Annotated in this window: 22 protein-coding genes and 1 pseudogene; 10 read left to right on the top strand and 13 right to left on the bottom strand. The window is 67.5% G+C overall.

Annotation, left to right across the window (positions count from 1 at the left end; all coding sequences use genetic code 11):
- The first annotated feature begins 30 nt into the window (after positions 1–30).
- Both H7I57_RS29105 and H7I57_RS29100 read left to right on the top strand, forming a co-directional pair.
- A complete protein-coding gene (locus H7I57_RS29105) occupies positions 31–795 on the top strand; it encodes an SDR family NAD(P)-dependent oxidoreductase (RefSeq protein WP_264027999.1) in 765 nt (254 codons plus the stop codon).
- Positions 792–1,538, top strand: coding sequence for an SDR family NAD(P)-dependent oxidoreductase (locus H7I57_RS29100; RefSeq protein ID WP_264027998.1), 747 nt, complete (start codon positions 792–794; stop codon positions 1,536–1,538). The genes H7I57_RS29105 and H7I57_RS29100 overlap by 4 nt, the downstream gene beginning before the upstream one ends.
- Before the next feature lie 97 nt (positions 1,539–1,635).
- Here the strand turns inward: H7I57_RS29100 and H7I57_RS29095 are convergent, their stop codons facing one another.
- The 4 genes from H7I57_RS29095 to H7I57_RS29080 are packed head-to-tail and all read right to left on the bottom strand — an operon-like array spanning position 1,636 to position 5,747.
- Entirely contained in the window at positions 1,636–2,400 is a 765-nt protein-coding gene (locus H7I57_RS29095; protein WP_264027997.1) for an enoyl-CoA hydratase/isomerase family protein, read from the bottom strand.
- 59 nt (positions 2,401–2,459) lie between these two features.
- Positions 2,460–3,563: an acyl-CoA dehydrogenase family protein gene (locus tag H7I57_RS29090; RefSeq protein WP_264027996.1), complete on the bottom strand. Its 1,104-nt coding sequence runs from the start codon at positions 3,561–3,563 to the stop codon at positions 2,460–2,462.
- Positions 3,550–4,365, bottom strand: coding sequence for an acyl-CoA dehydrogenase family protein (locus H7I57_RS29085; protein WP_264027995.1), 816 nt, complete (start codon positions 4,363–4,365; stop codon positions 3,550–3,552). The genes H7I57_RS29090 and H7I57_RS29085 overlap by 14 nt, the downstream gene beginning before the upstream one ends.
- Entirely contained in the window at positions 4,350–5,747 is a 1,398-nt protein-coding gene (locus H7I57_RS29080) for a class I adenylate-forming enzyme family protein (RefSeq protein ID WP_264027994.1), read from the bottom strand. The genes H7I57_RS29085 and H7I57_RS29080 overlap by 16 nt, the downstream gene beginning before the upstream one ends.
- A gap of 88 nt (positions 5,748–5,835) precedes the next feature.
- On the opposite strand from H7I57_RS29080, the gene H7I57_RS29075 reads away from it, so the two are divergent.
- Positions 5,836–6,177, top strand: a complete 342-nt coding sequence (locus H7I57_RS29075; protein ID WP_372510485.1) for a 2Fe-2S iron-sulfur cluster-binding protein — start codon at positions 5,836–5,838, stop codon at positions 6,175–6,177.
- Here H7I57_RS29075 and H7I57_RS29070 read toward each other — a convergent pair.
- The 4 genes from H7I57_RS29070 to H7I57_RS29055 all read right to left on the bottom strand — a co-directional run bounded on the left by H7I57_RS29070 (position 6,165) and on the right by H7I57_RS29055 (position 10,321).
- A complete protein-coding gene (locus tag H7I57_RS29070) occupies positions 6,165–7,241 on the bottom strand; it encodes a CaiB/BaiF CoA transferase family protein (RefSeq protein WP_264027991.1) in 1,077 nt (358 codons plus the stop codon). The two genes, H7I57_RS29075 and H7I57_RS29070, sit on opposite strands and share 13 nt — an antisense overlap.
- 28 nt (positions 7,242–7,269) lie before the next feature.
- Positions 7,270–8,226, bottom strand: a complete 957-nt coding sequence (locus H7I57_RS29065) for an LLM class F420-dependent oxidoreductase (protein WP_264027990.1) — start codon at positions 8,224–8,226, stop codon at positions 7,270–7,272.
- Between the two features lie 112 nt (positions 8,227–8,338).
- Positions 8,339–8,743, bottom strand: coding sequence for a cobalamin B12-binding domain-containing protein (locus tag H7I57_RS29060; RefSeq protein WP_264027989.1), 405 nt, complete (start codon positions 8,741–8,743; stop codon positions 8,339–8,341).
- On the bottom strand, positions 8,744–10,321 hold the full coding sequence (locus H7I57_RS29055; RefSeq protein WP_264027986.1) for a methylmalonyl-CoA mutase family protein: 1,578 nt from the start codon (positions 10,319–10,321) through the stop codon (positions 8,744–8,746).
- A gap of 234 nt (positions 10,322–10,555) precedes the next feature.
- Here H7I57_RS29055 and H7I57_RS29050 point away from each other — a divergent pair, with 234 nt between their 5' ends.
- From H7I57_RS29050 to H7I57_RS29020, 7 genes and pseudogenes are all read left to right on the top strand, one after another.
- Complete coding sequence (locus H7I57_RS29050) at positions 10,556–11,410, top strand: SDR family oxidoreductase (RefSeq protein WP_264027984.1); 855 nt, start codon at positions 10,556–10,558, stop codon at positions 11,408–11,410.
- A complete protein-coding gene (locus tag H7I57_RS29045; RefSeq protein WP_264027982.1) occupies positions 11,407–12,909 on the top strand; it encodes a class I adenylate-forming enzyme family protein in 1,503 nt (500 codons plus the stop codon). Before H7I57_RS29050 ends, H7I57_RS29045 begins: the two co-directional genes overlap by 4 nt.
- A complete protein-coding gene (locus H7I57_RS29040; RefSeq protein ID WP_264027980.1) occupies positions 12,906–13,208 on the top strand; it encodes a hypothetical protein in 303 nt (100 codons plus the stop codon). The genes H7I57_RS29045 and H7I57_RS29040 overlap by 4 nt, the downstream gene beginning before the upstream one ends.
- Entirely contained in the window at positions 13,205–14,524 is a 1,320-nt protein-coding gene (locus H7I57_RS29035; protein WP_372510488.1) for an MFS transporter, read from the top strand. The genes H7I57_RS29040 and H7I57_RS29035 overlap by 4 nt, the downstream gene beginning before the upstream one ends.
- A 13-nt stretch (positions 14,525–14,537) precedes the next feature.
- Positions 14,538–16,022 carry an adenylate/guanylate cyclase domain-containing protein gene (locus tag H7I57_RS29030; RefSeq protein ID WP_264027977.1) on the top strand — a complete coding sequence of 495 codons (1,485 nt, stop codon included), beginning with the start codon at positions 14,538–14,540 and terminating at the stop codon, positions 16,020–16,022.
- Between the two features lie 176 nt (positions 16,023–16,198).
- On the top strand, positions 16,199–17,515 hold the full coding sequence (locus tag H7I57_RS29025) for an MFS transporter (protein ID WP_264027976.1): 1,317 nt from the start codon (positions 16,199–16,201) through the stop codon (positions 17,513–17,515).
- Between the two features lie 45 nt (positions 17,516–17,560).
- Positions 17,561–18,957, top strand: a pseudogene (locus tag H7I57_RS29020) (HNH endonuclease signature motif containing protein).
- Positions 18,958–19,058: 101 nt separating this feature from the next.
- Here the strand turns inward: H7I57_RS29020 and H7I57_RS29015 are convergent.
- Genes H7I57_RS29015 through H7I57_RS28995 form a run of 5 tightly spaced genes read right to left on the bottom strand, consistent with a single transcriptional unit; the run spans position 19,059 to position 24,466 of the window.
- Complete coding sequence (locus H7I57_RS29015) at positions 19,059–19,472, bottom strand: nuclear transport factor 2 family protein (RefSeq protein WP_264027975.1); 414 nt, start codon at positions 19,470–19,472, stop codon at positions 19,059–19,061.
- A gap of 45 nt (positions 19,473–19,517) precedes the next feature.
- Positions 19,518–19,931: a Zn-ribbon domain-containing OB-fold protein gene (locus H7I57_RS29010; protein ID WP_264028043.1), complete on the bottom strand. Its 414-nt coding sequence runs from the start codon at positions 19,929–19,931 to the stop codon at positions 19,518–19,520.
- Between the two features lie 14 nt (positions 19,932–19,945).
- Positions 19,946–21,181, bottom strand: coding sequence for a thiolase family protein (locus H7I57_RS29005; protein WP_264027972.1), 1,236 nt, complete (start codon positions 21,179–21,181; stop codon positions 19,946–19,948).
- Between the two features lie 25 nt (positions 21,182–21,206).
- Positions 21,207–23,453 carry an acyl-CoA dehydrogenase family protein gene (locus H7I57_RS29000; protein ID WP_264027969.1) on the bottom strand — a complete coding sequence of 749 codons (2,247 nt, stop codon included), beginning with the start codon at positions 23,451–23,453 and terminating at the stop codon, positions 21,207–21,209.
- On the bottom strand, positions 23,450–24,466 hold the full coding sequence (locus H7I57_RS28995) for an NAD-dependent epimerase/dehydratase family protein (protein ID WP_264027967.1): 1,017 nt from the start codon (positions 24,464–24,466) through the stop codon (positions 23,450–23,452). The genes H7I57_RS29000 and H7I57_RS28995 overlap by 4 nt, the downstream gene beginning before the upstream one ends.
- Between the last annotated feature and the right edge of the window lie 105 nt (positions 24,467–24,571).

The following is a 24,571-nucleotide window of genomic DNA, read 5'->3' as shown; positions in this document are numbered from 1 at the left end:
GAGAGTGTCAGTTTCAAGAAGGGACCGCGTATGCAGATCACCGGAAGCTCAGCCCTGGTCGTCGGGGGCGCTGGCGGACTCGGCGAGGCAACGGTGCGACGGCTGCACGGTGCGGGAGCCAAGGTCGTCGTCGCGGACATGGCCGACGACAAGGGCAAGGCGCTCGAGTCCGAGTTGGGCGTGCGTTATGTACGCACCGACGCCACGTCCGAGGAATCGGTCAATTCCGCGATCGCGGAGGCGGAATCGCTTGCCCCGCTGCGGATCTCCGTCGACACCCATGGCGGACCGGCCAGTGGCGGTCGGCTGATCGGCAAGGACGGGTCACCGCTGGACCTCGACGGTTTCAAGAAGACCATCGAGTTCTACCTCACCGCGGTGTTCAATGTCATGCGACTGTCTGCCGCAGCCATCGCCAAGTCGGAGCCCCTGGACGAGGGTGCCCGCGGCGTGATCGTCAACACCGCCTCGATCGCGGGCTACGAAGGCCAGATCGGGCAGCTCCCCTACGCCGCCGCCAAGGGCGGGGTACTGGGGATGACGCTCGTCGCGGCCCGCGACCTCTCCCCTCTCGGCATCCGCGTCGTCACCATCGCGCCCGGAACCATCAACACCCCGGCGTACGGCAAGGCGGCCGACCAACTCGAGCAGTACTGGGGTCCGCAGGTGCCGTTCCCCAAGCGCATGGGCCGCTCGACGGAGTACGCGCAGCTGGCCCAGAGCATCATCGAGAACGACTACCTCAACGGCGAGATCATCCGCCTCGACGGAGCGCTGCGGTTCCCGCCCAAGTGAGCGGCCCGCTCGCCGGCCGCGTCGCGTTCGTCGCGGGCGCCAGCCGCGGGATCGGCGCCACCGTTGCCCGCGCCCTGGCCGGCGCGGGTGCAGCGGTGGCCGTCGCGGCCCGCTCCGAGGAGCAGGGCAAGCTGCCGGGCACCATCGGATCCGTCGCCGCTGGCATCACCGCCGACGGCGGCCGGGCGATGCCGGTGTCGTGCGACGTCACCAGTGAAGCGTCCGTCGACAGTGCCGTCGCTGCGACCGTCGCCGAGTTCGGCGGCATCGACATCCTCGTCGCGAACGCCGGTGTGCTGTGGCTCGGCCCGATCGAATCCACGCCGCTGAAGCGCTGGCAGCTGTGCCTGGACGTCAACACCACCGGGGTCTTCGTCGTGACCAAGGCGGTGATCCCGCACGTGCGTGCCCGCGGTGGGGGCTCGTTGATCGCGGTGACGACCACCGGGGTGGCGATGACCGACCACGGCGCCAACGCGTACTGGGTGTCCAAGGCCGCCGCCGAACGGCTCTACCTCGGCCTGGCAGCCGATCTGAAGCCGGACAACATCGCGGTGAACTGCCTGAGCCCGTCACGGGTGGTGCTGACCGAAGGCTGGCAGGCCGGCGGCGCGGGCATGGAGATACCGCCCGAGATGGTCGAGCCTCCCGAGGCGATGGCCGAGGCCGCGGTGCGGCTGGCCCAGCAGGACGCCTCCGGGATCACCGGCACCATCCAGCGCTCCGAAGCACTCACCTTCTGAGCGCCCCTTTTCTGGCGTTCAGACTGCATCCAGGGCGAGGATGTGCGAGTGAGTCACACCGTGGGCGCAGTCTCAACGCCGCTCGGGAGGCAGTCGGTCAGTTCTTGGCGATCAGCCCGTCGACGATCGTGTTGAAATCGGCGGTTCCGAACGACACGTACTCGGACAGGTTCGCGTAGTCCAGAGACGCCATCACCGACTTCTCCAGCTGAATGTTCATCAGCCGCTTGGTGGCCTCCAACGCCTGCTGGGGCAGCTCCATGATCTTCTTCGCGCACGCGATCGCCTCGGCCAGCGGGTCGGCGACCACATGGTTGGCCATCCCGAGCTCGAGTGCTCGCGCAGCCTTGATCCGCACTCCGGTGAACGCGAACTCCTTGGCGTGCAACATGCTGATCTGCGACGGCCAGACCAGCGGCCCCCCGTCGGCGGCCACCAACCCGATCGACACATGCGGGTCGGCGAAGAACGCGGTCTCGGCCATGTAGACGATGTCCGACAATGCCGCCAGGCTGCAGCCCAGCCCGACGGCCGGACCGTTGACGGCTGCGACCACCGGGATGCGGCATCGCACCATGCCGATGACGAGGTCGCGGCCGTGCTTGATCGTCTTCTGCCGCAGCGCTTCGTCGTTGCGCAGTTCGTCGAGGTAGTTGAAGTCACCGCCTGCCGAGAACGCCCGTCCCGCACCGGTGATCACGGCAGCACGCGCGTCGACGTCCTCGTTGAGCTCTTCCCAGATCCTCGCAAGGCCGACGTGCAGCGCATCGTTGACGGCATTGAGGTCATCGGGCCGGTTGAGCGTGATGATGCGAAGACCGCCGTCCGCCCGAACGTCGATCTCGGTTGGCATACCGTACATTCAGTTTCCTTTGCTCTTCATCGTGTGCTCATCCCGCCATCTGCTCTTCGCGCTAGCGCTCATCGCCCGCCCAATCCGAGAATCCGCTGCGCGATGATGTTCTTCTGGATCTGCGACGTGCCACCCATAACGCTCTGCGCGCGGCTGTACATGTAGGCGCCGAACAGTTCGGGATCCTTGGTGCCGAGCGTGGCCAGCGTCGCATGGCCGACCGACTGCTCGGTCCAGGTCATCAGCAGCTTGTCCAACGACCCCTGCGGGCCGTGCGTGATGCCGTCCAACTGCTCGGACAGGCGCCGCCGCACGTGCAGTCGCAGCATCTCGGTCTGCACCCACGCCCAGGACAACTCGTCGGGCGCGGGGCTGTCGACGCGGGCGGCCAACTGGCGCACCAACTTTCCGTAGCGGGCCGAGAAACCCAGCGTCGACGGTTCGCGCTCATGGCTGACCACCGTCATCGCCAACTTCCAGCCGTCCCCGGGTGCGCCGACCATGTTCCCCGCAGGCACCCGCGCACCGTCGAACTCGACCTGGCCGAACTCCTTGGTGACGCCGCTGATCATCTTCAGCGGGCGCTGCACGATTCCGGGTTGATGCATGGAGACGATGAACGCCGAGATGCTTTTATGTTTCGGCAAATGCACGGAACGTTCCTTGTCGGTCCGGGCCAACACCAGGCACCAGTCGGCGACGTCGGAGTAACTCGTCCAGATCTTGTGACCGTGGATGATGTACTCGTCTCCGTCGCGGGTCGCGGTCGTCGTCAGCGACGCCAGGTCCGACCCTGCGCCCGGCTCACTGAAGCCCTGACACCAGCGTTCGGTGCCGTTGATCATCCCGGGCAGAAAACGCTGTCGCAGTTCCTCATCGCCGTGGTGGGACAGGCCGACGACGAGGTAACCGAGGCTCGGCCTGGCAGGGGCACCCGCCTTGGCGATCTCCTCGTCGACGATGACGTCGTACACCGCAGGCAGGTCCTGACCCCCGTACTTCTTGGGCCACGACGTGCCGAAGAACCCGGCCTGGAAGAGGGCCTGGTGCCACTCACCCGCCTTCGCCCAGTACTCGTCACCCGAGGTGGGAAACTTGCCCTTCTGCTCGGTCAGCCAGCCGCGCAACCGCTCCCGGAAGTCGGCTTCCTCCGGCGAATCACGAAAGTCCAATGGTCAGCTCCTCCAGCTTCACAGGCCACGTCTCGGTGGCGGCGAGCACCCGCCGCAGGTAGATGTGCGCGAGGCACTCCCAGGTGTTGCCGATGCCGCCGTGGACTTGGATCGATGTCTCACAGACCGTCAATGCCGCACGTGCACAATAGATCTTGGCTATCCGCGCGGCCTCGATGGCCTCTTGCGGGGACAGCTCGTCGACGGCCCACGCGGCGTGCCGTGAAACACTGATCGAGCCTTCGATGAGCGCCAGGCTCTCCGCCAGCAGGTGGCCGACCGCCTGGTAGGACCCGATGGTCGCACCGTACTGCTCACGCATCTTTGCGTATTCGCATGCCAGCGCGTGGGTTCCGCGCGCGGCACCGACGAGGTCGGCGCAGGTCACCGTCAGCGCGAGCGCCCGCCAGCGGCCGGCGTCGTCCTCGGTGAGCTCCGCTAGTTCGGCCGGCGACTCGACCACCCCGGCGAGTGCGCCGGTCAGGTCCACGGATTCGGGGTCCTCGGCCGCCGCGGCCGTGTCACGACCGAGGCGGTGCTTCAGATCGTCGGCGAGGACCGGCGCGAGGAACGGGACATCGACCAGCCCGCGTGCGAATTCCTCGGCGACGATCGCCACCTCGACCCCGGACGCGCCGTCGGAGCGCAGCGTCCGGAAACCCGTCGCGTCCACGGCTTTCTCCAGCCGCGCGGCCCGGACCCCGTCGTCGAGGTCGGCAACCGACCCAGGGCCCAGATCGTCGGCCAGCTTGGCCGCGGCATCCCGCAGCTGTTGCTGTTCACTTGTCAGACGGACGTCCACAGACGCTCCTTAAGCACTCGGCGCAGTACCTTTCCCGATGGCAGGCGAGGTATTTCGGACACGATGAACACTCGGCTCGGTCGCTTGTAGCTCGCGAGCCGCTCCGCGACATGCGCGATCAGCGCGTCGGGTTCGACTGCGGCGCTTGTCTTGACGGCGGCCACCACGGCTTCGCCGTTGGTCGCGTCGGGTACCCCGAAGACCGCGCAGTCCTCGACGGCGGAGTGGCCGTGCAGCACGGCTTCGACCTCGGCGGGCGCGACCTGGAATCCTCGCACCTTGATCATCTCTTTCGCCCGGTCGGTGATCCTCAGCCATCCGTCCTCATCGAGATAGCCGACGTCACCGGTGCGGTACCAACCGTCCGCGAACGCGTCCGCGGTCGTTTCCTCCGGAAGATAGCCCGCCATCGCCGAATCCGAGAGCACCTGGATCTCGCCCTCGGTCCCCGCGTCCAGCGATTCGCCGGTGTCGAGCGAGACGATCCGCACACTCACCCCGGAAGCCGGCCGGCCGACGGTGTCCAGCCGCGCATTCTCGATGTCGTTGCACGAGATCACCGGCAGTTCACTCGCGCCGTAGGCGGTCACCCAACTGACGCCGGTGCGTTCCGTGACCGCCTGCGCCACGCTCTGGGTCACCGGGGTGGCACACCACATGATGTATCGCAGCGAGGACAGGTCGTGCGTTTCCAGGCGGGGGTGCGCGGACAGGGCCAACGCGATGGGCGCCACCGCCATCTCGATGGTGATGCGGTCCGATTCGATGTGCCGCAGCATCGTGTCGATGTCGAACCGGGGATGCAGCCGAATCCAGGCGCCGGTGTCGAGCGCCATCACGATGTTGAGTAGGCCGAGGATGTGCGACGGCGGCGTCATGACCTGCATGCGGTCCGTCTCGAACAGTTGCAGGGCCTCGCGCCAGTGGCGCACCGCGACGGCCAGCGAGGCGTGCGTGTGACGAACCGCCTTCGGCATGCCCGTGGTTCCGGAGCTGAACACGAACACCGCGTGGGCGTCGCCGGCGACCGTGCCCGACGCGCGGTGTACGGGCGTCACCGGCTCGTCGAGGTGCAACATCGGCATCAGCTCGGCGAGCACCGGGTGATCGCCGACAGCGTGCGACGGGACGGTCAGCGCCAGCGCATGGTTGACCTCGGCCTGCTTCCATGCCGGGCTCAGCAGCACCGCCGCCGCGCCCAACCGCCAGATCGCGCGCAGCGCGACCACGAACTCGGGCCGGTTCGACGACATCACCGCGACGCGCGCGCCCGGCCCCACGCCGCGCTCCTCGAGAACCGCGGACATTCCTGCGGCAAGCGCGTCGAGGTCGGAGACGCTGTATTGCCGCTCCTCGAAGGCGAGCGCCATCCGCTCACTCACGTCGCGCGGGCCCCTTCCGGAAGTCGTGGATCATGTTTACGAGAGGACTAGCGTTTGTCGAGGAGAATAGTATTCTCCTATTATCAGAATGACAATGTCGGAGAGGGGTCAGATGACCGGCCCATGCGCAGGGGGCACCGTGACAGAGACGGATGATGCCACCGTCACCATCCACCTGGACGGCAAGACCGCGTCGGTGTCACCGAAATCCGGCGAGACGTTGCTGGAAAGCGCCCGCCGCGCCGGGATGGCACCGCCCTTCTCCTGCGAAGCGGGCAACTGCGGCACGTGCATGGCGGTGCTGACCGACGGCAAAGCCACGATGCGCGTCAATGACGCACTGACCGAGGACGAAGTCGAGGACGGGTATGTGCTCACCTGTCAGGCCGTTCCGGAAACTCCCTGTGTGACGGTGACTTACGACGATTGAGATGCGCCGGTGGCCTCATCGATGACGGCGGCGTGCTCGTCGAGGCGGGGCGCGGGCCGGTAGGCGGGTTCATATCCCGCGATCCGGATCGGGCTGCCCACGAGCCGGAAGTCGCCCGCTGTGACCACAACGTCCGGTGTGGCCGCGAGCGCCTCAGGCAGAGTGCGGACCGCAGCCACCGGAATTCCCAACGGCTGCAGCCTCTCCTGCCAGCGTGAGGCGGTGTCGGTGGCCAGCGCGGCGCTGACGACGGCGAGCACCTCGTCGCGGCGGGCGGCCCGTTCCGCCATCGTCGGGAAGCCCTCGATCCCAGCCTCGGCGGCGAACGCGGCCCAGAACGCGTCGTGGGTGATGAACAGCGCGAGGTACCCGTCGGCGGTTGCGAACAGTTGGGCCGGAGCATAATACGAATGCGCACCGTAGGGGTGGCGTTGCGGTTCGATCCCGTCGTTCAGGAACGCAGCAGCACGGTAGTTCAGCTGTGACAGCATCACGTCCTGCAGCGACACATCGACCTGTCCGCCGCGTCCCGACAGGATCTGCGCCAGCAGGCCCAGGGCCGCGGTGAGGCCGGTGGAGTTGTCGGCCGACGAGTACCCCGGCAGAGTCGGCGGCCCTTGAGGATCTCCGGTCATGGCCGCCACACCCGTCGCCGCCTGGATGACGTAGTCGAACGCCGGGTCGTCACCGCCGTCGAGCCCGAAACCCGTCATCGCCACACAGACGATGCTCTCGTTGAACTCGCGTAGCGCCTCAAACGTCAACCCCAGCCGCCGTATCGCCGACGGTTTCATATTGACCAGCAGCGCATGCGAGTTCGCGACGAGCTCACCCAGCTTCTCTCGCCCCTGCGCCGACCTGAGGTCGAGACAGATGCTCTGCTTGTTGCGGTTCAGGCTGGCGAAGTAGCTGTCGCTCACCTGCCGGGAGATCTCACCACCGGGCGGCTCGATCTTGATCACCTCGGCGCCCAGGTCGGCGAGAAGCATGGTGGCGTAGGGGCCGGCCAACATCACGCCGACCTCGAGGATGCGGATGCCTGCCAGTGGACCAGGTGCGCTCATGACGGCAGTCTGCTCTTCGCGCAAGCGCTCACCTAACAGCCTTGGCCAACTCCGCGATCACCTCGCGCGTCCGGTACTTCGACGCCACCAGTTCGTCTCGGGTGTCCCCGATCGGCAGCAGCCGCACGGACAGGTCGGTGACGCCGGCGTCGGCGAACTGCTTGAAGCGCGTCAGGATTGCGTCTTCGTCACCGGCGGCGCAGAGGTCTCCCACGTTGCGGGCGTCTCCGCGGTCCAGCAGCTTCTGGTAGTTGGGCGACGTCTCGGCCTCGGACAGAATCCGGTTGGCGCGCTCCTTGGCCGCATCGATCTCCGAGTTGGCGCACAGACACACCGGGATGCCCGCGACCACGCGCGGCGCCGGCCGACCCGCCTCGGCGGCGGCCTTGTTGATCTTGGGAGCGATGTGCTCGCCGATGGCCTTCTCGTCGGCCATCCACAGCACGGTCCCGTCGGCACGCTCCCCCGCGATCTGCAGCATCACCGGACCGAGGGCGGCGACCAGCACCGGCATCGGCGTCTCGGCGCCCAGCACGGTCGGGTTGTGCACGGTGAAGGATCCGTTCTCGACATCGACCGGACCCGGACCGGCGATCGCCGCGTTGAGCACCTCGAGGTAGTCGCGGGTGTAAGCCGCCGGCTTCTCGTAGGGCAGCCCGAGCATGTCCCGGATGATCCAGTGGTGCGACGGCCCGACACCGAGCGCCAGCCGTCCTGCCGCCATCGCATGTACCGAGAGCGCTTGGCGGGCAAGGGCTATCGGGTGCTGAGCCTGTAGCGGCACCACCGCGGTGCCGAGCTCGATGCGGGAGGTGTGCGCCGCCATCAGCGCCACCATCATCAGGCAGTCGAAGTCGTCGGGCACCTGCGGCATCCACGCGGTGTCCATGCCCGCCGCTTCGGCCCACTCGATGTCGGCGACCAGCTTGGAGACCTTGCGCGTCATGTCGCCGCGCTCGGCCCCGATCATCACGCCCAGTCTCATTCTGCTCCCACCCAGCTTCGCCCCAGCTTCGCCCACCCGGCCTCATTTTGCTCCCACCCAGCTTCGCCCACCCGGCCTCATTTTGCTCCCACCCAGCTTCGCCCACCCGGCCTCATGCGGATTCGCCTGCCTTCTCGGTCAATTCGCGCACGTCTCGCACCAGGTCTTCCAGTGATGTGCCGGTCGGGAACACCGCTGCAGCACCCGCGTCCAGGAGCTTCTGGACGTCGCTCTGCGGGATGGTGCCGCCGACGACGACGGCGATGTCACCCGCGTCGGCCGCGCGCAGCGCGTCCACGGTCCGGGTGGTCAATGCGACGTGCGCACCGGAGAGGATCGAAAGACCCACGAGCGCAACATCTTCCTGCAGGGCGATGGACACGATGTCCTCGATCCGCTGGCGGATGCCGGTGTAGATGACCTCGAATCCCGCATCGCGCAGAGTACGCGCGACGATCTTGGCACCCCGGTCGTGCCCGTCGAGACCGGGCTTGGCGACAAGCACCCTGGCGGTCACCTAGAACACCACCGGCTGCTGGAACTCGCCCCACACCGACTTCAGCGTGGACACCATCTCCCCGACCGTGCAGTAGGCGTTGGCACAGTCGATCAGCTTGTGCATCAGATTGTCACTCCCCTCAGCGGCTTTCGACAACGCTGCGAGTGCGTCTTTGACCGCCACGTCGCTGCGCTCGGCCTTGACCTTCGCCAGTCGTTTCAGTTGCAGGTCGCGACCCGCGGCATCGAGTTCGTAGGTGGCCAGGTCCGGCGGGGGCTCATCGACGACGAACTTGTTCACCCCGACGACCGGACGCGCGCCAGATTCCACCTCCTGGTGGATCTTGAACGCCTCGTCGGCGATCAGGCCCTGCAGGTAACCGTCCTCGATGCACCGCACCATGCCGCCGTGCTGCTCGAGGTCGTGCATGATCTCGATGATCTTCTCCTCGGTGGCGTCGGTGAGCGCCTCGACGAAGTAGGAGCCGCCGAGCGGGTCCGCCACCTTGGTGACGCCGGTTTCGTAGGCGAGGATCTGCTGGGTGCGCAATGCCAGCGTGGCCGATTCCTCGCTGGGCAGCGCGAACGGCTCATCCCAGGCAGCGGTGAACATCGACTGCACGCCGCCGAGTACCGCCGCCATCGCCTCGTAGGCGACGCGGACCAGGTTGTTCTGTGCCTGCGGCGCGTACAGCGACGCTCCGCCGGCCACACAGCCGAACCGGAACATCGACGCCTTGTCCGTGGTCGCGCCGTAACGCTCGCGCACGATGGTCGCCCAGCGCCGTCGGCCCGCGCGGTACTTCGCGATCTCCTCGAAGAAATCGCCGTGGGTGTAGAAGAAAAACGAGATCTGCGGCGCGAACTTGTCGATCGTCATCCGGCCGCGCTCGATCACGGTGTCGCAGTAGGTGACCCCATCGGCCAGGGTGAAGGCCATCTCCTGGACGGCGTTGGCGCCCGCGTCGCGGAAATGCGCACCGGCCACCGAGATCGCGTTGAACCTGGGCACCTCCGCCGCGCAGAACTCGATGGTGTCGGCGATCAGCCGCAGTGACGGCTCTGGCGGCCAGATCCAGGTACCGCGGGAGGCGTACTCCTTGAGGATGTCGTTCTGGATGGTCCCGGTGAGCTTCTCGCGCGGCACCCCGGCCTTCTCGGCGGCCGCGACATAGAACGCCAGCAGGATCGCCGCGGTGCCGTTGATCGTGAAGCTGGTGCTGATCTTGTCCAGCGGGATCCCGTCGAACAGGATCTCGGCGTCGGCCAGCGTGTCGACCGCCACGCCGACCCTGCCGACCTCTTCGCCGAACTCGGGATCGTCGGAGTCGTACCCGCACTGGGTGGGCAGGTCCAGCGCCACCGACAGCCCGGTGCCGCCCTGGCCGAGCAGATACCGATACCGCTGGTTGCTCTCCTCGGCGGTGCCGAAGCCCGAATACTGGCGGAACGTCCACGTCTTCCCCCGGTAACCGGAGGCGAAGTTGCCGCGGGTGAACGGGTAGGTCCCCGGCGGGGGTGGGTCGCCGGCCCTGTCGTCCGGTCCGTACACGGGTTCCAGCGGGAGCCCGGAAGGTGTCTGTACTGGCTCGCTCATCAGAGGATAACGTACTTGCAAAAAATGAGAATGCCAATACCGCTGGAGGGAAAGGTGCACGCCGCAGTGGGTGCGAGGTCGCCAGACGGTCAAGCGAAACCCCGGTACACAGCGATTATGGGATTCGCCTAAAATGAGAACGACACTATCTAGCACCATGCCCGACAGAGACCCCAGATAGAGCCGAAGCAGCGCTCCTGTTCGTCGCGCCAGCTCATCAGCCGAGGAGGACCATTGGCCATCGAGCCCGGAGAGCCCCAGTTCGCCGACCGCACCCTGGTCATCTCGGGGGGCAGTCGCGGGATCGGACTGGCCATCGCGCTGGGCGCCGCCCAACGCGGGGCCAACGTCGTGCTGCTGGCCAAGACCGCAGAGCCCCACCCGAAGCTGCCGGGCACCGTGCACACCGCCGTCGCCGAGGTGGAGGCGGCCGGCGGTCGGGGTCTGGCGGTCGTCGGTGACGTCCGTAAGGAAGAGGACGTGCAACGCGCGGTCGACGCCGCAGTCGAGCGCTTCGGCGGTATCGACGTCGTCGTGAACAACGCCAGCGCGATCTCGACCGAGCGCACCGAGGATCTGTCTGCCAAGAAGTTCGACCTGATGATGGACATCAACGTCCGCGGCACGTTCCTGCTCACAAAGGCGGCGTTGCCGCACCTGCAGAAATCCGGCAACGCGCAGGTGCTGACCATCTCGCCGCCGCTGAACATGAACCCCCACTGGCTCGGTGCGCATCCGTCCTACACGCTGTCCAAGTACGGGATGACGCTGCTGAGCCTGGGATGGGCCAACGAATACGGCGCTGCGCAGGACGGAACGGGAATCGGATTCAGCTGCCTGTGGCCCCAGACCTACATCGCGACGTCGGCGGTGACGAACCTGTCCGCCGGTGACGAACTCGTGCAACGGTCCCGCAGCGCCGACATCATGGCCGACGCGGCGGTGGCGATCCTGAGCAGGCTCGCCGCCGAGGTCAACGGCGAATGCTTCATCGACGCTGACGTCCTCACCGCTTCCGGCGTGACCGACCTGTCGCGGTACGGCGGTGGCGACGACCCCATGTGGGATATCTTCCTGGACAAATCATGAGTATCTCGCTGCTGCTGGAAATGGCCCTGTCGGCCGACCCCGACCGTACTGCGGTGGTCGACGACGACATTCGGCTCACCACCGACGAATTGAACGCGCTGGCCGACGGCGGCGCGGGCGTCATCGCGGCCTCCGGGTCGCAGCACGTCGCGTACGTGGGCACCGGCGGAGCGATGCTGCCCCTGCTGTTGTTCGCGTCGGCGCGCACGGCCGTGCCGTTCACACCGCTGAACTACCGGTTGTCGACCGACGGCCTGCGGGCGCTGCTGGACCGCCTGCCCGATCCGCTGGTGGTGGTCGACGAGGAGTACCGCGACGCGGTCGGCGGCGGGTACCGGACGCTGAATTCCGAGGAGTTCCTCACGCAGGCCCGCACCGCCGAACCCGCCGCCGAGTTCGCCGACCCGGACGCCGTCGCCGTCGTGCTGTTCACCTCGGGCACCACGTCCAAGCCGAAGGCCGTCGAACTCACGCACAACAACCTGACCAGCTACGTCACCGGCACCGTCGAGTTCGCCTCGGCCGACCCCGACGACGCCGCGCTGATCTGCGTGCCGCCGTATCACATCGCGGGGGTCGGCGCCGCGCTGTCGAACCTTTATGCGGGACGAAAGATGGTGTACCTGAGACACTTCGACGCGGCCGAATGGGTGCGGCTGGTGGTCGACGAAGGGGTCACGTCGGCGACGGTGGTGCCCACCATGCTCGACCGCATCGTCACCGTGCTGGAGGCGCGCAACGCCACCCTGCCGACCCTGCGCACGCTGGCCTACGGCGGGTCGAAGGTCGCCCTGCCGCTGGTACGCAAGGCGCTGTCGCTGCTGCCGGACGTCGGATTCGTCAACGCCTACGGCCTCACCGAGACCAGCTCCACCATCGCCGTGCTCACCCCGGACGACCACCGCGCCGCGTTGAGCACCACCGACGAGGCAGCGACCCGCCGCCTCGGCTCGGTGGGCCAGCCGGTGCCCGGTATCGAGGTCGAGATCCGCGCCGAGGACGGCACGGTCCTCGGCCCCGGTGAGCCGGGCGAACTGTTCGTCCGCGGCGAGCAGGTCTCGGGCAAGTACACCGACATCGGCTCGGTCCTCGACGAGCAGGGCTGGTTCCCCACCAAGGACGTCGCCTACCTCGACGCCAACGGCTACCTGTTCATCGGCGGCCGCTCCGACGACACCATCATCCGCGGCGGTGAGAACATCGCGCCCGCCGAGATCGAGGACGTCCTGGTCGAGCATCCGCACGTGCGTGACTGCGCGGTCGTCGGCGCCGAGGATCCCGAATGGGGCCAGATCATCGTCGCGGTCGTGGTGCCCCGACCCGACACCCAGCCAGATGTCGAAGACCTGCGCACCCACGTCCGCTCACAGCTGCGTGGATCCCGCACCCCTGACCGGGTGGTGTTCCGGGACGAACTGCCCGCAAACGCGACCGGCAAGGTGCTGCGCCGCGAACTCGTCGACGAACTCAACGCACCGTCAACCAAGGAGCCCGCATGATCAAGAACGGCACCCGCCTGCAGAGCCAGGTCTGCGACACCCAGGTCATCGTGGTGCGCAGCGCCGACAGCCTCGACGACCTGCGCGCCGGTGGAGCACCCATGGTGCCGATCGGCGACCCTGTGGACGGCGGCTTGTCGCTGGACGACGCGCTGTCGGACGGGAACCTGATGGGCAAGCGCTACGTCGACGACGGAGGCGCCGAGGTGCTCGTCACCAAGGCGGGCAAGGGAACGCTCAGCATCGGGTCGACACCGCTGGCACTCAAGGAGGCCAAGCCGCTGCCCGCCAGCGACTGACCTTGTCCGGGCCCGCCTCGCCGCGCCGGGTCGCGGTCGCGAGCTTCATCGGTACGACCGTTGAGTTCTACGACTTCCTGATCTACGGGACGGCTGCAGCACTGGTCTTTCCGAAGCTCTTCTTCCCCAACGCTTCTCCCGCGTCCGGGGTGTTGCTCTCGTTCGCCACGTTCGGCGTCGGGTTCTTCGCCCGGCCGCTCGGTGGTGTCGTGTTCGGGCACTTCGGCGATCGCGTCGGGCGGCGACGGATGCTGGTCTACTCGCTGGTGGGAATGGGCGTTTCGACCGTGCTCATCGGCCTGTTGCCGACCTACGCCCAGATCGGGCTGGCCGCACCGATCCTCTTGACGCTGCTACGGCTGGCGCAGGGGTTCGCGGTCGGCGGCGAGTGGGGCGGCGCAACGCTGATGGCGGTCGAGCACGCAACGGCCGCGCGGCGCGGGTTCTACGGCGCCTTCCCGCAGATGGGTGCGCCCGCGGGCACGGCCGCCGCGACACTGGCGTTCTACCTGGCCGCACAGCTGCCCGACGAGCAGTTCCTGTCCTGGGGGTGGCGCATCCCCTTCCTCGTCAGCGCGGTGCTCATCGTGATCGGTCTGGTGGTGCGGCTCACGGTGAACGAGAGCCCGGATTTCGCCAAGCTGCGGCGCCGTTCTGGGATCGCCCGCACCCCGATCGTCGAGGCCTTTCGCAAACACTGGCGACAGATTCTGCTGGTTGCCGGTTCGTACCTGTCCCAGGGTGTGTTCGCCTACATCTGCGTGGCATATCTCGTGTCGTACGCCACGACAGCGGTCGAGATCCCCCGTGAATGGGCGCTGTTCGGGGTGTTTGTCGGCGCCGTGGTGGCGGTGCTGACCTATCCGTTGTTCGGGGCGCTGTCGGACCGGATCGGGCGCAAGCCGCTCTACCTCCTCGGTGTCGTGACGATGGGGCTGGCCGTGGTGCCTGCCTTCGCGCTGATCAACACCGGCAGGCCTGCATTGTTCGTGGCAGCGCTGGTGCTCGTGTTCGGTCTGGCGATGGCTCCCGCCGCTGGAGTGACGGGGGCGCTCTTCTCGATGGCGTTCGACGCCGACGTCCGGTACAGCGGGGTCTCGATCGGCTACACCCTGTCGCAGGTGCTCGGGTCTGCGTTCGCCCCGACCGTCGCGGCCGCCCTGTACGCCGCGACCAAGTCGAGCGATGCGATCGCGGCGTATCTGATCGCCGTGTCGGCGGTGTCCGCCGTCGCGGTGTGCTTCATGCCGGGTGGGTGGAAGCGACCGGCCGACACAGGGCAGCCAGAAGCCGAGCCGGTCCCGGCACGCGACTGATACCTTCGGCCGTGTGAGGCCACGCAGCCTGCTCATCAGGTACGCCGCGGGTCTCACGTCGGCGTATGTGCTGACGCTCGCCGAGGTCGTCGCCATCGTGGTGTCGCTCGCCGGCCGCAGCGTGATCGCCGTCAGCAACGTGATCACGCTGACGGCGGTCGGCCTGGTGGGCACGGTCACGGTGGCGCTGGGAGCCGTGCTGATCGTCCGGCCGTCGCTGCGTTGGTTGGACTCCGGCAGACCGCCCGCCCCCGCCGAGATCCGGACGACGGCGAGGACGATGCGCCGCCAGGCCGCCATCACCCTCGCGCCGTGGCTGTTGACGGCGGCGATCCTGGTGCCGCTAAACCTGCATGCCCCGGCCACCGTGTTCGTGGTGCTCACCACGGCGTTGCTGTTCGGCGCGATCGCCACCGTCAGCACCGGGTTCCTGTTCACCCTGCGCACGATGCGGCCGTTGCTCGCCGGAGTGCCCGCCGACGCCGAACATCCCGTTGCACCGGGCGTGCGCACCCGGCTGCTGCTGATGTGGCTGGCCTGCACGGCGCTGCCGGGATTGGCGATCGCCGTTCTGGTGATGCTGCGGTCGCGGAACTGGTTGCTCAATGAATCGTCCCCGATCGAGCTTGCCCTTGTGGTGCTGGCTCTGGTCGCCGTGGTCCTCGGCCTGCGCTCGATGCTGGTGGTGTCGATGTCGATCTCCGATCCACTCGACGAGGTGGCCGACGCGATGGCCGACGTCGAGAAGGGGAAGCTCGACCGCACCATCGACGTCTACGAATGGTCCGAGATCGGGCGACTGCAAACGGGTTTCAACCGCATGGTCGCGGGCCTTCGGGAGCGTGACCGGCTCCGCGACCTCTTCGGACGGCATGTCGGCCAGGAGGTCGCTCGCCGCGCCGTCGAACAGAACGAATCGCCTTCGGGAGACGAGCGCGGCGTGGCGGTCCTGTTCATCGATCTGGCCGGTTCGACGCAACTGGCCCTCGTCCACCAACCCCACGAGGTGGCCCGGGTGCTCAACGACTTCTTCCAGATCGTGGTCGAAGCCGTCGACGAACGGCACGGGTTGATCAACAAGTTCCAGGGTGACGCGGCGCTGGCCGTGTTCGGCGCGCCGTTGCGGATCGCCGCACCCGCGTCGGCGGCATTGGCGACGGCGCGCGCATTGGCGATCGAATTACGCAGACTCCCGGTCGACTTCGGTATCGGTGTGTCGGCGGGACCGGTCTTCGCCGGGAACATCGGCGCCGAGAACCGCTACGAGTACACAGTCGTCGGCGACCCGGTGAACGAAGCGGCGCGATTGGCCGACTGCGCCAAGGAGTTCGACAACAGGGTGCTGTGTTCGGGGGCGGCGATCGCGCAGGCCGATGCCACCGAGCGGGCGCACTGGGCGCCCAGGGGGCAGGCCATGCTGCGCGGAAGGTCCGACGCCACCGACATCTTCGTGCCCGCGTCACACACTGACAGCCGACGGCGTGCGATCGATTCCTGACAACCAGTTATCTCAGCCGCGCAAATGGGAATGCACGCGTATGCACACGGCAACGGTTCGTGCCGGAAACGATGCCGCCGACGCCCGCAGTGGCATCCGCTCGGGCCTGAATACGGGCCCTACCAGTGATACTGCTCGCGCAGTGATGATGCTTCCACCAGTGGAGGAGGTAGACCATGACCGCCGAGCAGGCTGACCTGCACCGCAAGGCCGCACCCGGCGCGGTCAGGAAGGCGGTCAGGGGTGCCGCGATCGGCAACACCGTCGAGTGGTTCGACTTCGCGATCTACGGTTTCCTCGCCACGTATATCGCGGACAAGTTCTTTCCCCCAGGCGACGACACCGCCGCGCTGCTGAACACGTTCGCCATCTTCGCGGCGGCGTTCTTCATGCGCCCCCTCGGAGGCCTATTCTTCGGACCGCTGGCAGACCGCATCGGCCGCCAGCGCGTGTTGGCGTTGGTGATCCTGCTGATGTCGGCGTCGACGCTGGCGATCGGTCTGGTACCGAGCTATCAGTCCATCGGGGTGCTGGCGCCGATACTGCTGCTGTTGCTGCGGTGCCTACAGGGATTCTCGGCGGGCGGCGAATACGGCAGCGGCGCCTGCTTTCTGGCCGAGTACGCGTCGGACAGATACCGCGGGTTCGTGGTGTCGTTCCTCGTGTGGTCGGTCGTCGTGGGCTTCCTGCTCGGATCGGTCACCGTCACCGGCCTGGAGGCGCTGCTCTCCGAGAGCGCGATGAACTCCTACGGCTGGCGGATACCGTTCTTGATCGCCGGTGCGCTCGGGGCAGTGGGCCTCTACATCCGGCTGAAGCTGCGCGACACCCCCGAGTTCGAAGCGCTGCGCGACGAGGGCGAGGTATCGTCCTCACCGCTCAAGGAGGCGGTCACCACCTCCTGGCGGTCCATCCTGCAGATCATCGGCCTCGTCGTCATCCACAACGTCGGCTTCTACGTCGTGTTCACCTTCCTGCCAAGCTATTTCACTGAGACCCTCGAGTTCAGCAAGATCGACGCGTTCGTCTCCATCACGGTGGCCAGCGTGGTCGCGATCGTCCTGATCCCGCCGCTGGGCGCGCTGTCCGACCGGATCGGACGCAAACCGTTGCTGATCAGCGGCGCGATCGGATTCGCCGTGTTCGCCTATCCCCTGTTCCTGCTGCTCAACACAGGATCGTTGCCTGCGGCGATCACCGCTCACGCGGCGCTCGCCGCGATCGAATCCGTCTTCGTGTCCGCGTCGCTGGCGGCGGGTGCGGAGTTGTTCGCCACCAAGGTGCGCTCCAGCGGCTACTCGGTCGGCTACAACCTGTCGGTGGCGGTGTTCGGCGGAACCGCGCCCTACGTTGCGACGTGGCTGGTGGCTCGCACCGGCAATGAGCTGGCACCGGCGTACTACGTGATCGCGGCGGCGGTCGTCACGCTGCTGACCGTGATGACGATGCGCGAGACCGCGCGTCGTCCGCTGCGGAAGCTGTTGACCGCCTAAGCACTTCGACCAGGAATTGTCGTACCCCTCTGCGATGATGGCGACATGTCTTCGACCACCTCCTCTGTGGCCGCTGGGGTGCGTCCTGACCAGCGTCTTGAGGTGTTGTTCGAGGAGTTGGCGGAGTTGGCCGGTCAGCGCAACGCGATCGACGGGCGCATCGTGGAGATCGCCGCCGAAATGGAGCGCGACGAACTGTGCGGCGCCACGGGCGCGCGGTCGATCGCGGCGCTGCTGGCCTGGAAAACCGGCACCTCACCGAACAACGCCCAAACGGTCATCACCGTCGCGCGGCGCCTCGAACAGTTCCCGCGCTGCGTGGCCGGTTTGCGGGAGGGCCGGCTGTCACTGGATCAGGTCGGGGTGATCGCCGAGCTGGCCGGCGAGGGATCTGACGCCCACTACGCGCAGCTGGCCCAATCGGCGACGGTCAGCCAGCTGCGCACCGCGGTCAAACTCGAACCCCGACCCGACCCCGACCCCAAACCGCCANCACCGCCGTCGATCACCAAGACCAGCGAGGACGAGTTCACCTGCTACCGCATCAAACTCCCGCACGACGACGCGGCGAAGGTCGACGCCGCCCTGCAGGACGAGTTCACCTGCTACCGCATCAAACTCCCGCACGACGACGCGGCGAAGGTCGACGCCGCCCTGCAGTCTCATCACGATGCGCTGATCACCGAGTGGAAACACGACCACGACACCGGCGAGCNGGTATCCGATCAGGCGCCCCCGCTGCCGGGCACCGTCGAGGCGTTCATGAGCCTGGTCGAGGCGGGCTGGGACACCGAGGCCACCCGCCGCCCCCACGGGCAACGCACCACCGTGGTCGTGCACCTCGACATCACGCAGCGCATCGCCGCGCTGCACCTNGGCCCGCTGCTGACTGCTGCCGACCGCCGCTATCTGCTCTGCGACGCCACCTGCGAGGTGTGGTTCGAACGCGACGGCCAACCCATCGGTGCCGGGCGGGCGACCCGAACGGTCGGCCGCCGGCTGGCCACCTGCGAGGTGTGGTTCGAACGCGACGGCCAACCCATCGGTGCCGGGCGGGCGACCCGAACGGTCGGCCGCCGGCTGCGTCGCGCCCTGGAGCACCGCGACCGCANCTGCGTGGTCCCCGGCTGCGGNGCNACCCGCGGCCTGCACGCCCACCACCTGCNGCACTGGGAAGACGGCGGACCCACCGAACTGGACAACCTCGCGCTGGTCTGCCCTNACCACCACCGGGCACACCACCGCGGCGTCATCACCATCACCGGACCCGCCCACNACCTCACCGTCACCGACAACACCGGTCGAAAACTCAGCGCGGGATCACTGGCCCGCCCNCACCCACCACACCCCCACCCGCAGTACCCCCATACCCCGGGCCCACCGGCGAACGCGCCGACTGGTGGTGGTACCAACCCTTCCAGGCCCAGCCGATTAGCGACTAGCCACCTGAAGTCGAATCGGGCTCGGCCCTCCCCCATCGCCGCGGCGCTCACCCACGACGCACCGGCGACGAGTGCCCAGGGACCGTACATCTGCGCGAATGTCACGGGCCACCCACTGTCCGGACGAGCACCGTGGTGAACCGACGTCGCGCCAGACGCCACCCGTTGTCGGTGCGGACGAACTCGTCGTCGTAGAAACCGGCCGCGTTGACGCCGGAACTGTTGTCCTGCGCCATGATCAGCGCGTCGACGTAGGCACGCGAGGTGGCGGTGTCACACTCCACGGAGACGACCTGGTTGGTGATCCGGTGCATCGTATGCCCCGCCATCTCATGTGCCGCGACCATGAATTCGGTGACCGCGTCGACGCCGCTCCACGTGCCGATGTCGCCGTAGTCAAGTTCGCAGTCGTCGGTGAACACGGTGCGGAACAGCGTCCAGTCACGTCTGTCGATGCCGGTCGCGTAACGCACCAGCACATCGCTGATGTCCTGGATGTCGGATCGTTCGGTCATGTGATGTCTCCGTTCCCTCAGCCATGCGCCGGTCGATGTCTGCCCCTACGAGCCCTCAGCCGGCTCGTATCGCAACATCGTCACGTCGTGCTCGGGATAGTCGCAGAACACCGGCCTGACCCGCATACCGACCTCGATGTCCTCGGGCGCGACGTTGACCAGTTCGGTGGAGAAGCGCGGCCCCTCATCCCATTCCACGATGGCGAGCAGTTGCGGCACCGCGTCGACGAAGTGCGGTCCCACCGGGCGGCGCGCCACCGTGAACGAGTACACCGTCCCCATGCCGGAGATCTCCCGCCACTCCAGGTCGTCGGCGAGTGTCCTCGGCGCGCGCACCCGCGGATAGAAGACGTAGGACTGCGACGACGGCGAATACTGGATGACCACACGATGCTCGGCGAGGGCATCCCAGAACGGCGCGCTGGTGGGGGTCTTGACCGGCATCGGCCGCTGGAACATCGAACTGGTCAACGTCAGTCCCCTTCCAGGACGAGCGTGGTCTGTTCGGACAGGATTCCGCCGTTGCCCGAGACGAAGGCCCGGTCGCAGGCGTGGCCGTTCTTTCCTCCACGCGTGCGGGCCACCTGGGCGGCACCGGCGCGGCCCATGATCTGGCGGGTCGCGTCGCAGACGTGGTGCATACCGCCGGCGTTGGCTGCCTGTCCGAAACCGAGCTGACCGCCCGCGGTGTTGAGCGGGAAATCACCGCGGAACGTCAGGTCGTGCTGGGCGACGAACTCCATCCCCTTGCCCTTCTCGCAGAAACCCGCATCCTCGAGGCTCAACAGGACGGTGATCGTGTAGCAGTCGTAGATCGACACCATGTCCATCTGTTCGCGGGTGAGACCCGACATCGCGAACGCGGTCTCGGCTGCCCGGATGATCGGCGTCTGCAGCAGGTCCTCGGCGTACGTCGGCGTCTTGTAGGGCACCTGCTCACCGAAACCCTTGATCCACACCGGCCGATTCGCCGAACGGGCTGCGACATCAGCGCTCGCGACGACCACGGCCGCGCCGCCGACGCACGGCATGACGATCTCGAGCATGTGCAGCGGATCGGCGATGACGGGACTGGCGAGCACGTCCTCGATCGTGAGGGTCTTGTCCTTCCAGATCGCCCCGTCGGTGTGGTTGGCGTTGACGCGCTGATCCACCACGATCTTGGCCATCGCGCGCTCGTCGTAGCCGTACACCGAGGCGTAACGCTGGGCGACCTGACCATAGGGACCGTTCTGACCCAGGTTCCCGTAGGGGATCTCGAATTCCGCCTGCGGGGAACCGTACTGGTTGCTCGACGCCCCGAAGAACATCGCGTCGACCAACGGCCTCGGCTTCTTCTCCGACGTCGGAGTGATGTAGCGGGCGGGTATCGCACAAAGCACCACATCGCAGATCCCCAGCTCGATCGCCGCGGCCGCGCGCCACACCATGCCCACCGCGCTGGCGCCGCCGAGATCGACCAATTCGGCGAAGTTCGCCCGCACACCGAGGTATTCCGCCACCGTCGACGGGACGAAGATCTCCGACTCGGCCAGATGTGTGGTGACGATCCCGTCGACCGACTCGCCCGGAAGCCCCGCGTCGGCCAGCGCCGCCGCGCCTAGCTCGGCCCATTGCTCCAGCGTGAACGGAGCGGGGGTGGCCTTGTTCAGCCGCTCCGGGGGCAACTCGACATAGCCGACGATCGCGGCGTCACCGCGCAAACCCATGGTCACTCAGTCCTGTCGACGTGCATCACTTGCGGGGCAGCCCGAGAATCATCTGCGCGATGATGTTGAGCTGAATCTCCTTCGTTCCCCCGCCGATCAGCTCGGCAGGCAGATGGAAGTACGGCTCGATGATCGCCGGGTCGGAGTCCTCGATCAGTGCCGACGGCGCTGTCAACTCGAGGGTGGCCTTGAAGATCCGGCGCAGCATCACGTTCATCGCGACCTTGGCAATGCTGGAGGCCGGACCCGCCGCCTGCCCGTCGAGCAACCGCAGCACCTCGCGCACCGCCAGCACCTTGATGGCATTGGCGTACGCGTCGGCCTCCCCGAGCGCGCACAGCACCCGGCTGTGGTCTGGTCTCTCCTCGTCGGCCAGCCGCCGCAGGATGCTGGCACGGTCGAAGTTGACGTATCCGCTGATGGCCACCCGCTCCTGAGCCATCGTCGCGATCGCCTGGCTCCATCCATCGGTGGGCCCACCCAGCAGCATCTCGTCGGGGACGAACACATCGGTCAGGAACACCTCGTTGAAGTGCGCCTCCCCGGTGGCCTGCCGGATAGGTTGCAGCTCAATGCCTTCAGACCGCATGTCCACGATGAAGTAACCCAGGCCGCGATGCTTGGCGGCGTCGGGGTCGGTGCGCGCCAGCAACGCCCCGAAGTCGGCGGTGTGGGCCGAGGAGGTCCAGATCTTGTGGCCGTTGATCCGCCAGCCGCCGTCGACCTTCGTCGCCCGCGTCGTCAGCGAGGCGAGGTCGGACCCGGCCCCGGGCTCGCTGAACAGCTGGCACCAGCCGAGTTCACCGCGCTGCGTCGGCGGGATGAACCGCTGCTGGAGGGTCTCGGGGGCCGAGCTGATCAGCGTCGGCAGAATCCATTCGGCGATGCCGAGGGACGGTCGGACCAGATCGGGCCTGCGGGCGAACTCCTCGTCGATGATGAGCAGCTGCAGTTGCGAGGCGTTCACGCCCCACGGTCGCGGCCAGTGCGGGGCGATCAGGCCGGCTTCGGCGATCAGCGTGCGTTGCGGCCCGGTGGCGAGGTTCTCGTAGTCGCCCTGCCGGCCGGGCCGGTCGTTACGCAGAGTCCCAGCCTCGTCGAGCAAGGCCGCCACACTGCGCCGGAACTCCGCGTCGACGTCGCCCAGTTTTACTGCGACGTCGCGGTTTTCGGTGCGGGTGAGATCTCCGAGTGCCTCAGCGAACCGCCCAGCCGGACCGATCGACGCCGCCAGACTGGTGGTCTTGCGCCAGTAGAGGTGTAGATCGTGCTCCCAGGTGTAGCCGATCGCCCCGAACATGGTGAGCGCGTCGAGGACGAGTTCGGGTGCCGGGGACACCGCCATCAGCGCAGCACCCGCCGCGGCGATCCTGTTCTGCACCGGCCCCTCGGACGCCGACCTCACCGCATCCCAGGCCGCCGAGGTCGCCAGCTCACTGTTCACCAACAGCATGGCCGCCTGGTGCTGCAACGCCTGAAAGGCACCGATCGGCCTGCCGAACTGCTCCCTGGTGCGCAAATGAGCGGTGACGGCGTCGACGCACCACCGGACCGCCCCGGAGGCCGCACTGGCCGTCAGCGCCACCGCAAGGCTTCGTGCTCGGTCGTCGTCGATACCTGTGAGCACCGAATCCCGGGCGCAGCGATATCCGTCCAGTCTCAGCACCCCGACATCAGTCGTCTTGTCGGTGCCGTTGAGGACATCGATGCCGACCTCTGGGCGGGACGGGTCCAGCGCAAACCACACGGTGCCGTCCCCCAAGGCCTTGGCGCCGTCGTCGGCGGTGGCCGCGGCCACCAGGATCACCTGCGCCGAGCACAGCCCGAGCGTCGCCGTCGACGCACCGCTCACCACCCACCCGGCATCCGTCGACGTTGCGCGAAGGCCACGGTCATCGGGCAGGATCACCGCGGCGGAGACGCCGTCGGCCAGTCGCCCCCACAACGTTCGGGTGTCGGGCGTGTCGTCGGCCAGCATCGCGACCGCACCCGCTGTCACCGTGGGCACCACAGGGCCGGGCAGCAACGCTGTCGCCGCCGCCTCGACCACGCAGGCGGTGTCGGTCAACGTGCCGCCCTGGCCACCCACATCCTCGGGCAGGTGCACCGCGTGAAAGCCGTTGGCGACGAAGTCATCCCACCACAGGGGCAGGTCGCCCGCAGCGAGCGCGTCGAAGGTCTTGCGCGTCTTCTCGATCGGCGCGTGCCTGGCGGCGAACTGCGCGACGGCTTCGGCCAGCTGCCGCTGCTCGGGCATGAGTCCGATCGTCATCGGCGCTCCTGAGCGGACACCGGCCTGCGGTGGCCTTCGCGGAAGAAATGCGCCGCTGCAACGATCGACTCGGGGGTGGGTCGTGGTTGCCAGCCCAGCTCCCGGACGGCCTTGGAATGGTCGAGCGGGGTCATGATGTGCATCAGGCGGATGTTGAGCGGCGTCAGCTTGGTGTCCGTGCCCCGCAGGCGTGCGAAGACCCCGTTGACGTGGGCGGCCACCGACAACAGCCGGATCGGTATCCCCCACTTCGGTGGTGCGACACCGACTGCCGTGCAGCCGATCTCGTATACCTCGCGGGTGCTCATGAATCGCTCGGACACGATGTAGCGTTCACCGATCCGCCCCCGTTCGCCGGCGAGGACCATCGCCTGTGCCGCGTCCTCGATGCCCACCACCTCAGCCTCGTAGCCGTCGATGTAGAACGGCACTTTTCCGCGCACGGCGGCTCTGAGCAGGCCCCCGTGGGGCGTCGGCAGCCAGTCGCCGGGACCGTAGGTGTTCGCGACGCACATCGCCACGCCGGGCAGGCCTCTCTGACGGCAGGCGCGCAACACCAACTCCTCGGCCGCCACCCGGGAACGGATGTAGTCGCCGCCGACGTCGAGCCAGTTGTGGACGGTGCCCTCGTCGGCGAACCCCTCCTCGGACCGACCGATGGTGCCGATCGAGCTGGTGAACACGAAGCGCTTCAGATCGGCCTCGACCGCCACATCGAGGACATTGGCAAGGCCCTCGACATTGGTGCGCCACATCGGCGCGGTGTCCAGCAGCCACGGACGCGCGTCGACCACGCAGTAGTGGACGACATCGCATCCGTCCATGGCGGCGCGAAGCGCGGGGGTGTCGAAGATGTCGCCGTGGCGGATGTCGACGGGCAGCCCGTCGATGCCGCGCGTCGAGCTGGTGGCGCGAATCAGCACGCGCACGTCGTCGCCCTGCGCGACGAGCTGCTTGGTGACATGGGATCCGAGGAAGCCGCTGGCTCCGATCACCAGCTTCGTTCCCGCCATCAGCCGAACACCAGTTTCGTCCTCCGCAGGTCTTTACGAGACGCAACGTCTCGTCTTGTGGCAGACTACGGGCGATGTCCCAGCGTGTAAAGCCGGGGGTCCGCT

This window comes from Mycolicibacterium pyrenivorans, from assembly GCF_025821625.1.
In the GTDB taxonomy this organism is placed as follows: Bacteria; Actinomycetota; Actinomycetes; order Mycobacteriales; family Mycobacteriaceae; genus Mycobacterium; species Mycobacterium pyrenivorans.
Note: the sequence above shows the minus strand (reverse complement) of the source record. Positions and strands in the feature narration are given on the sequence as shown.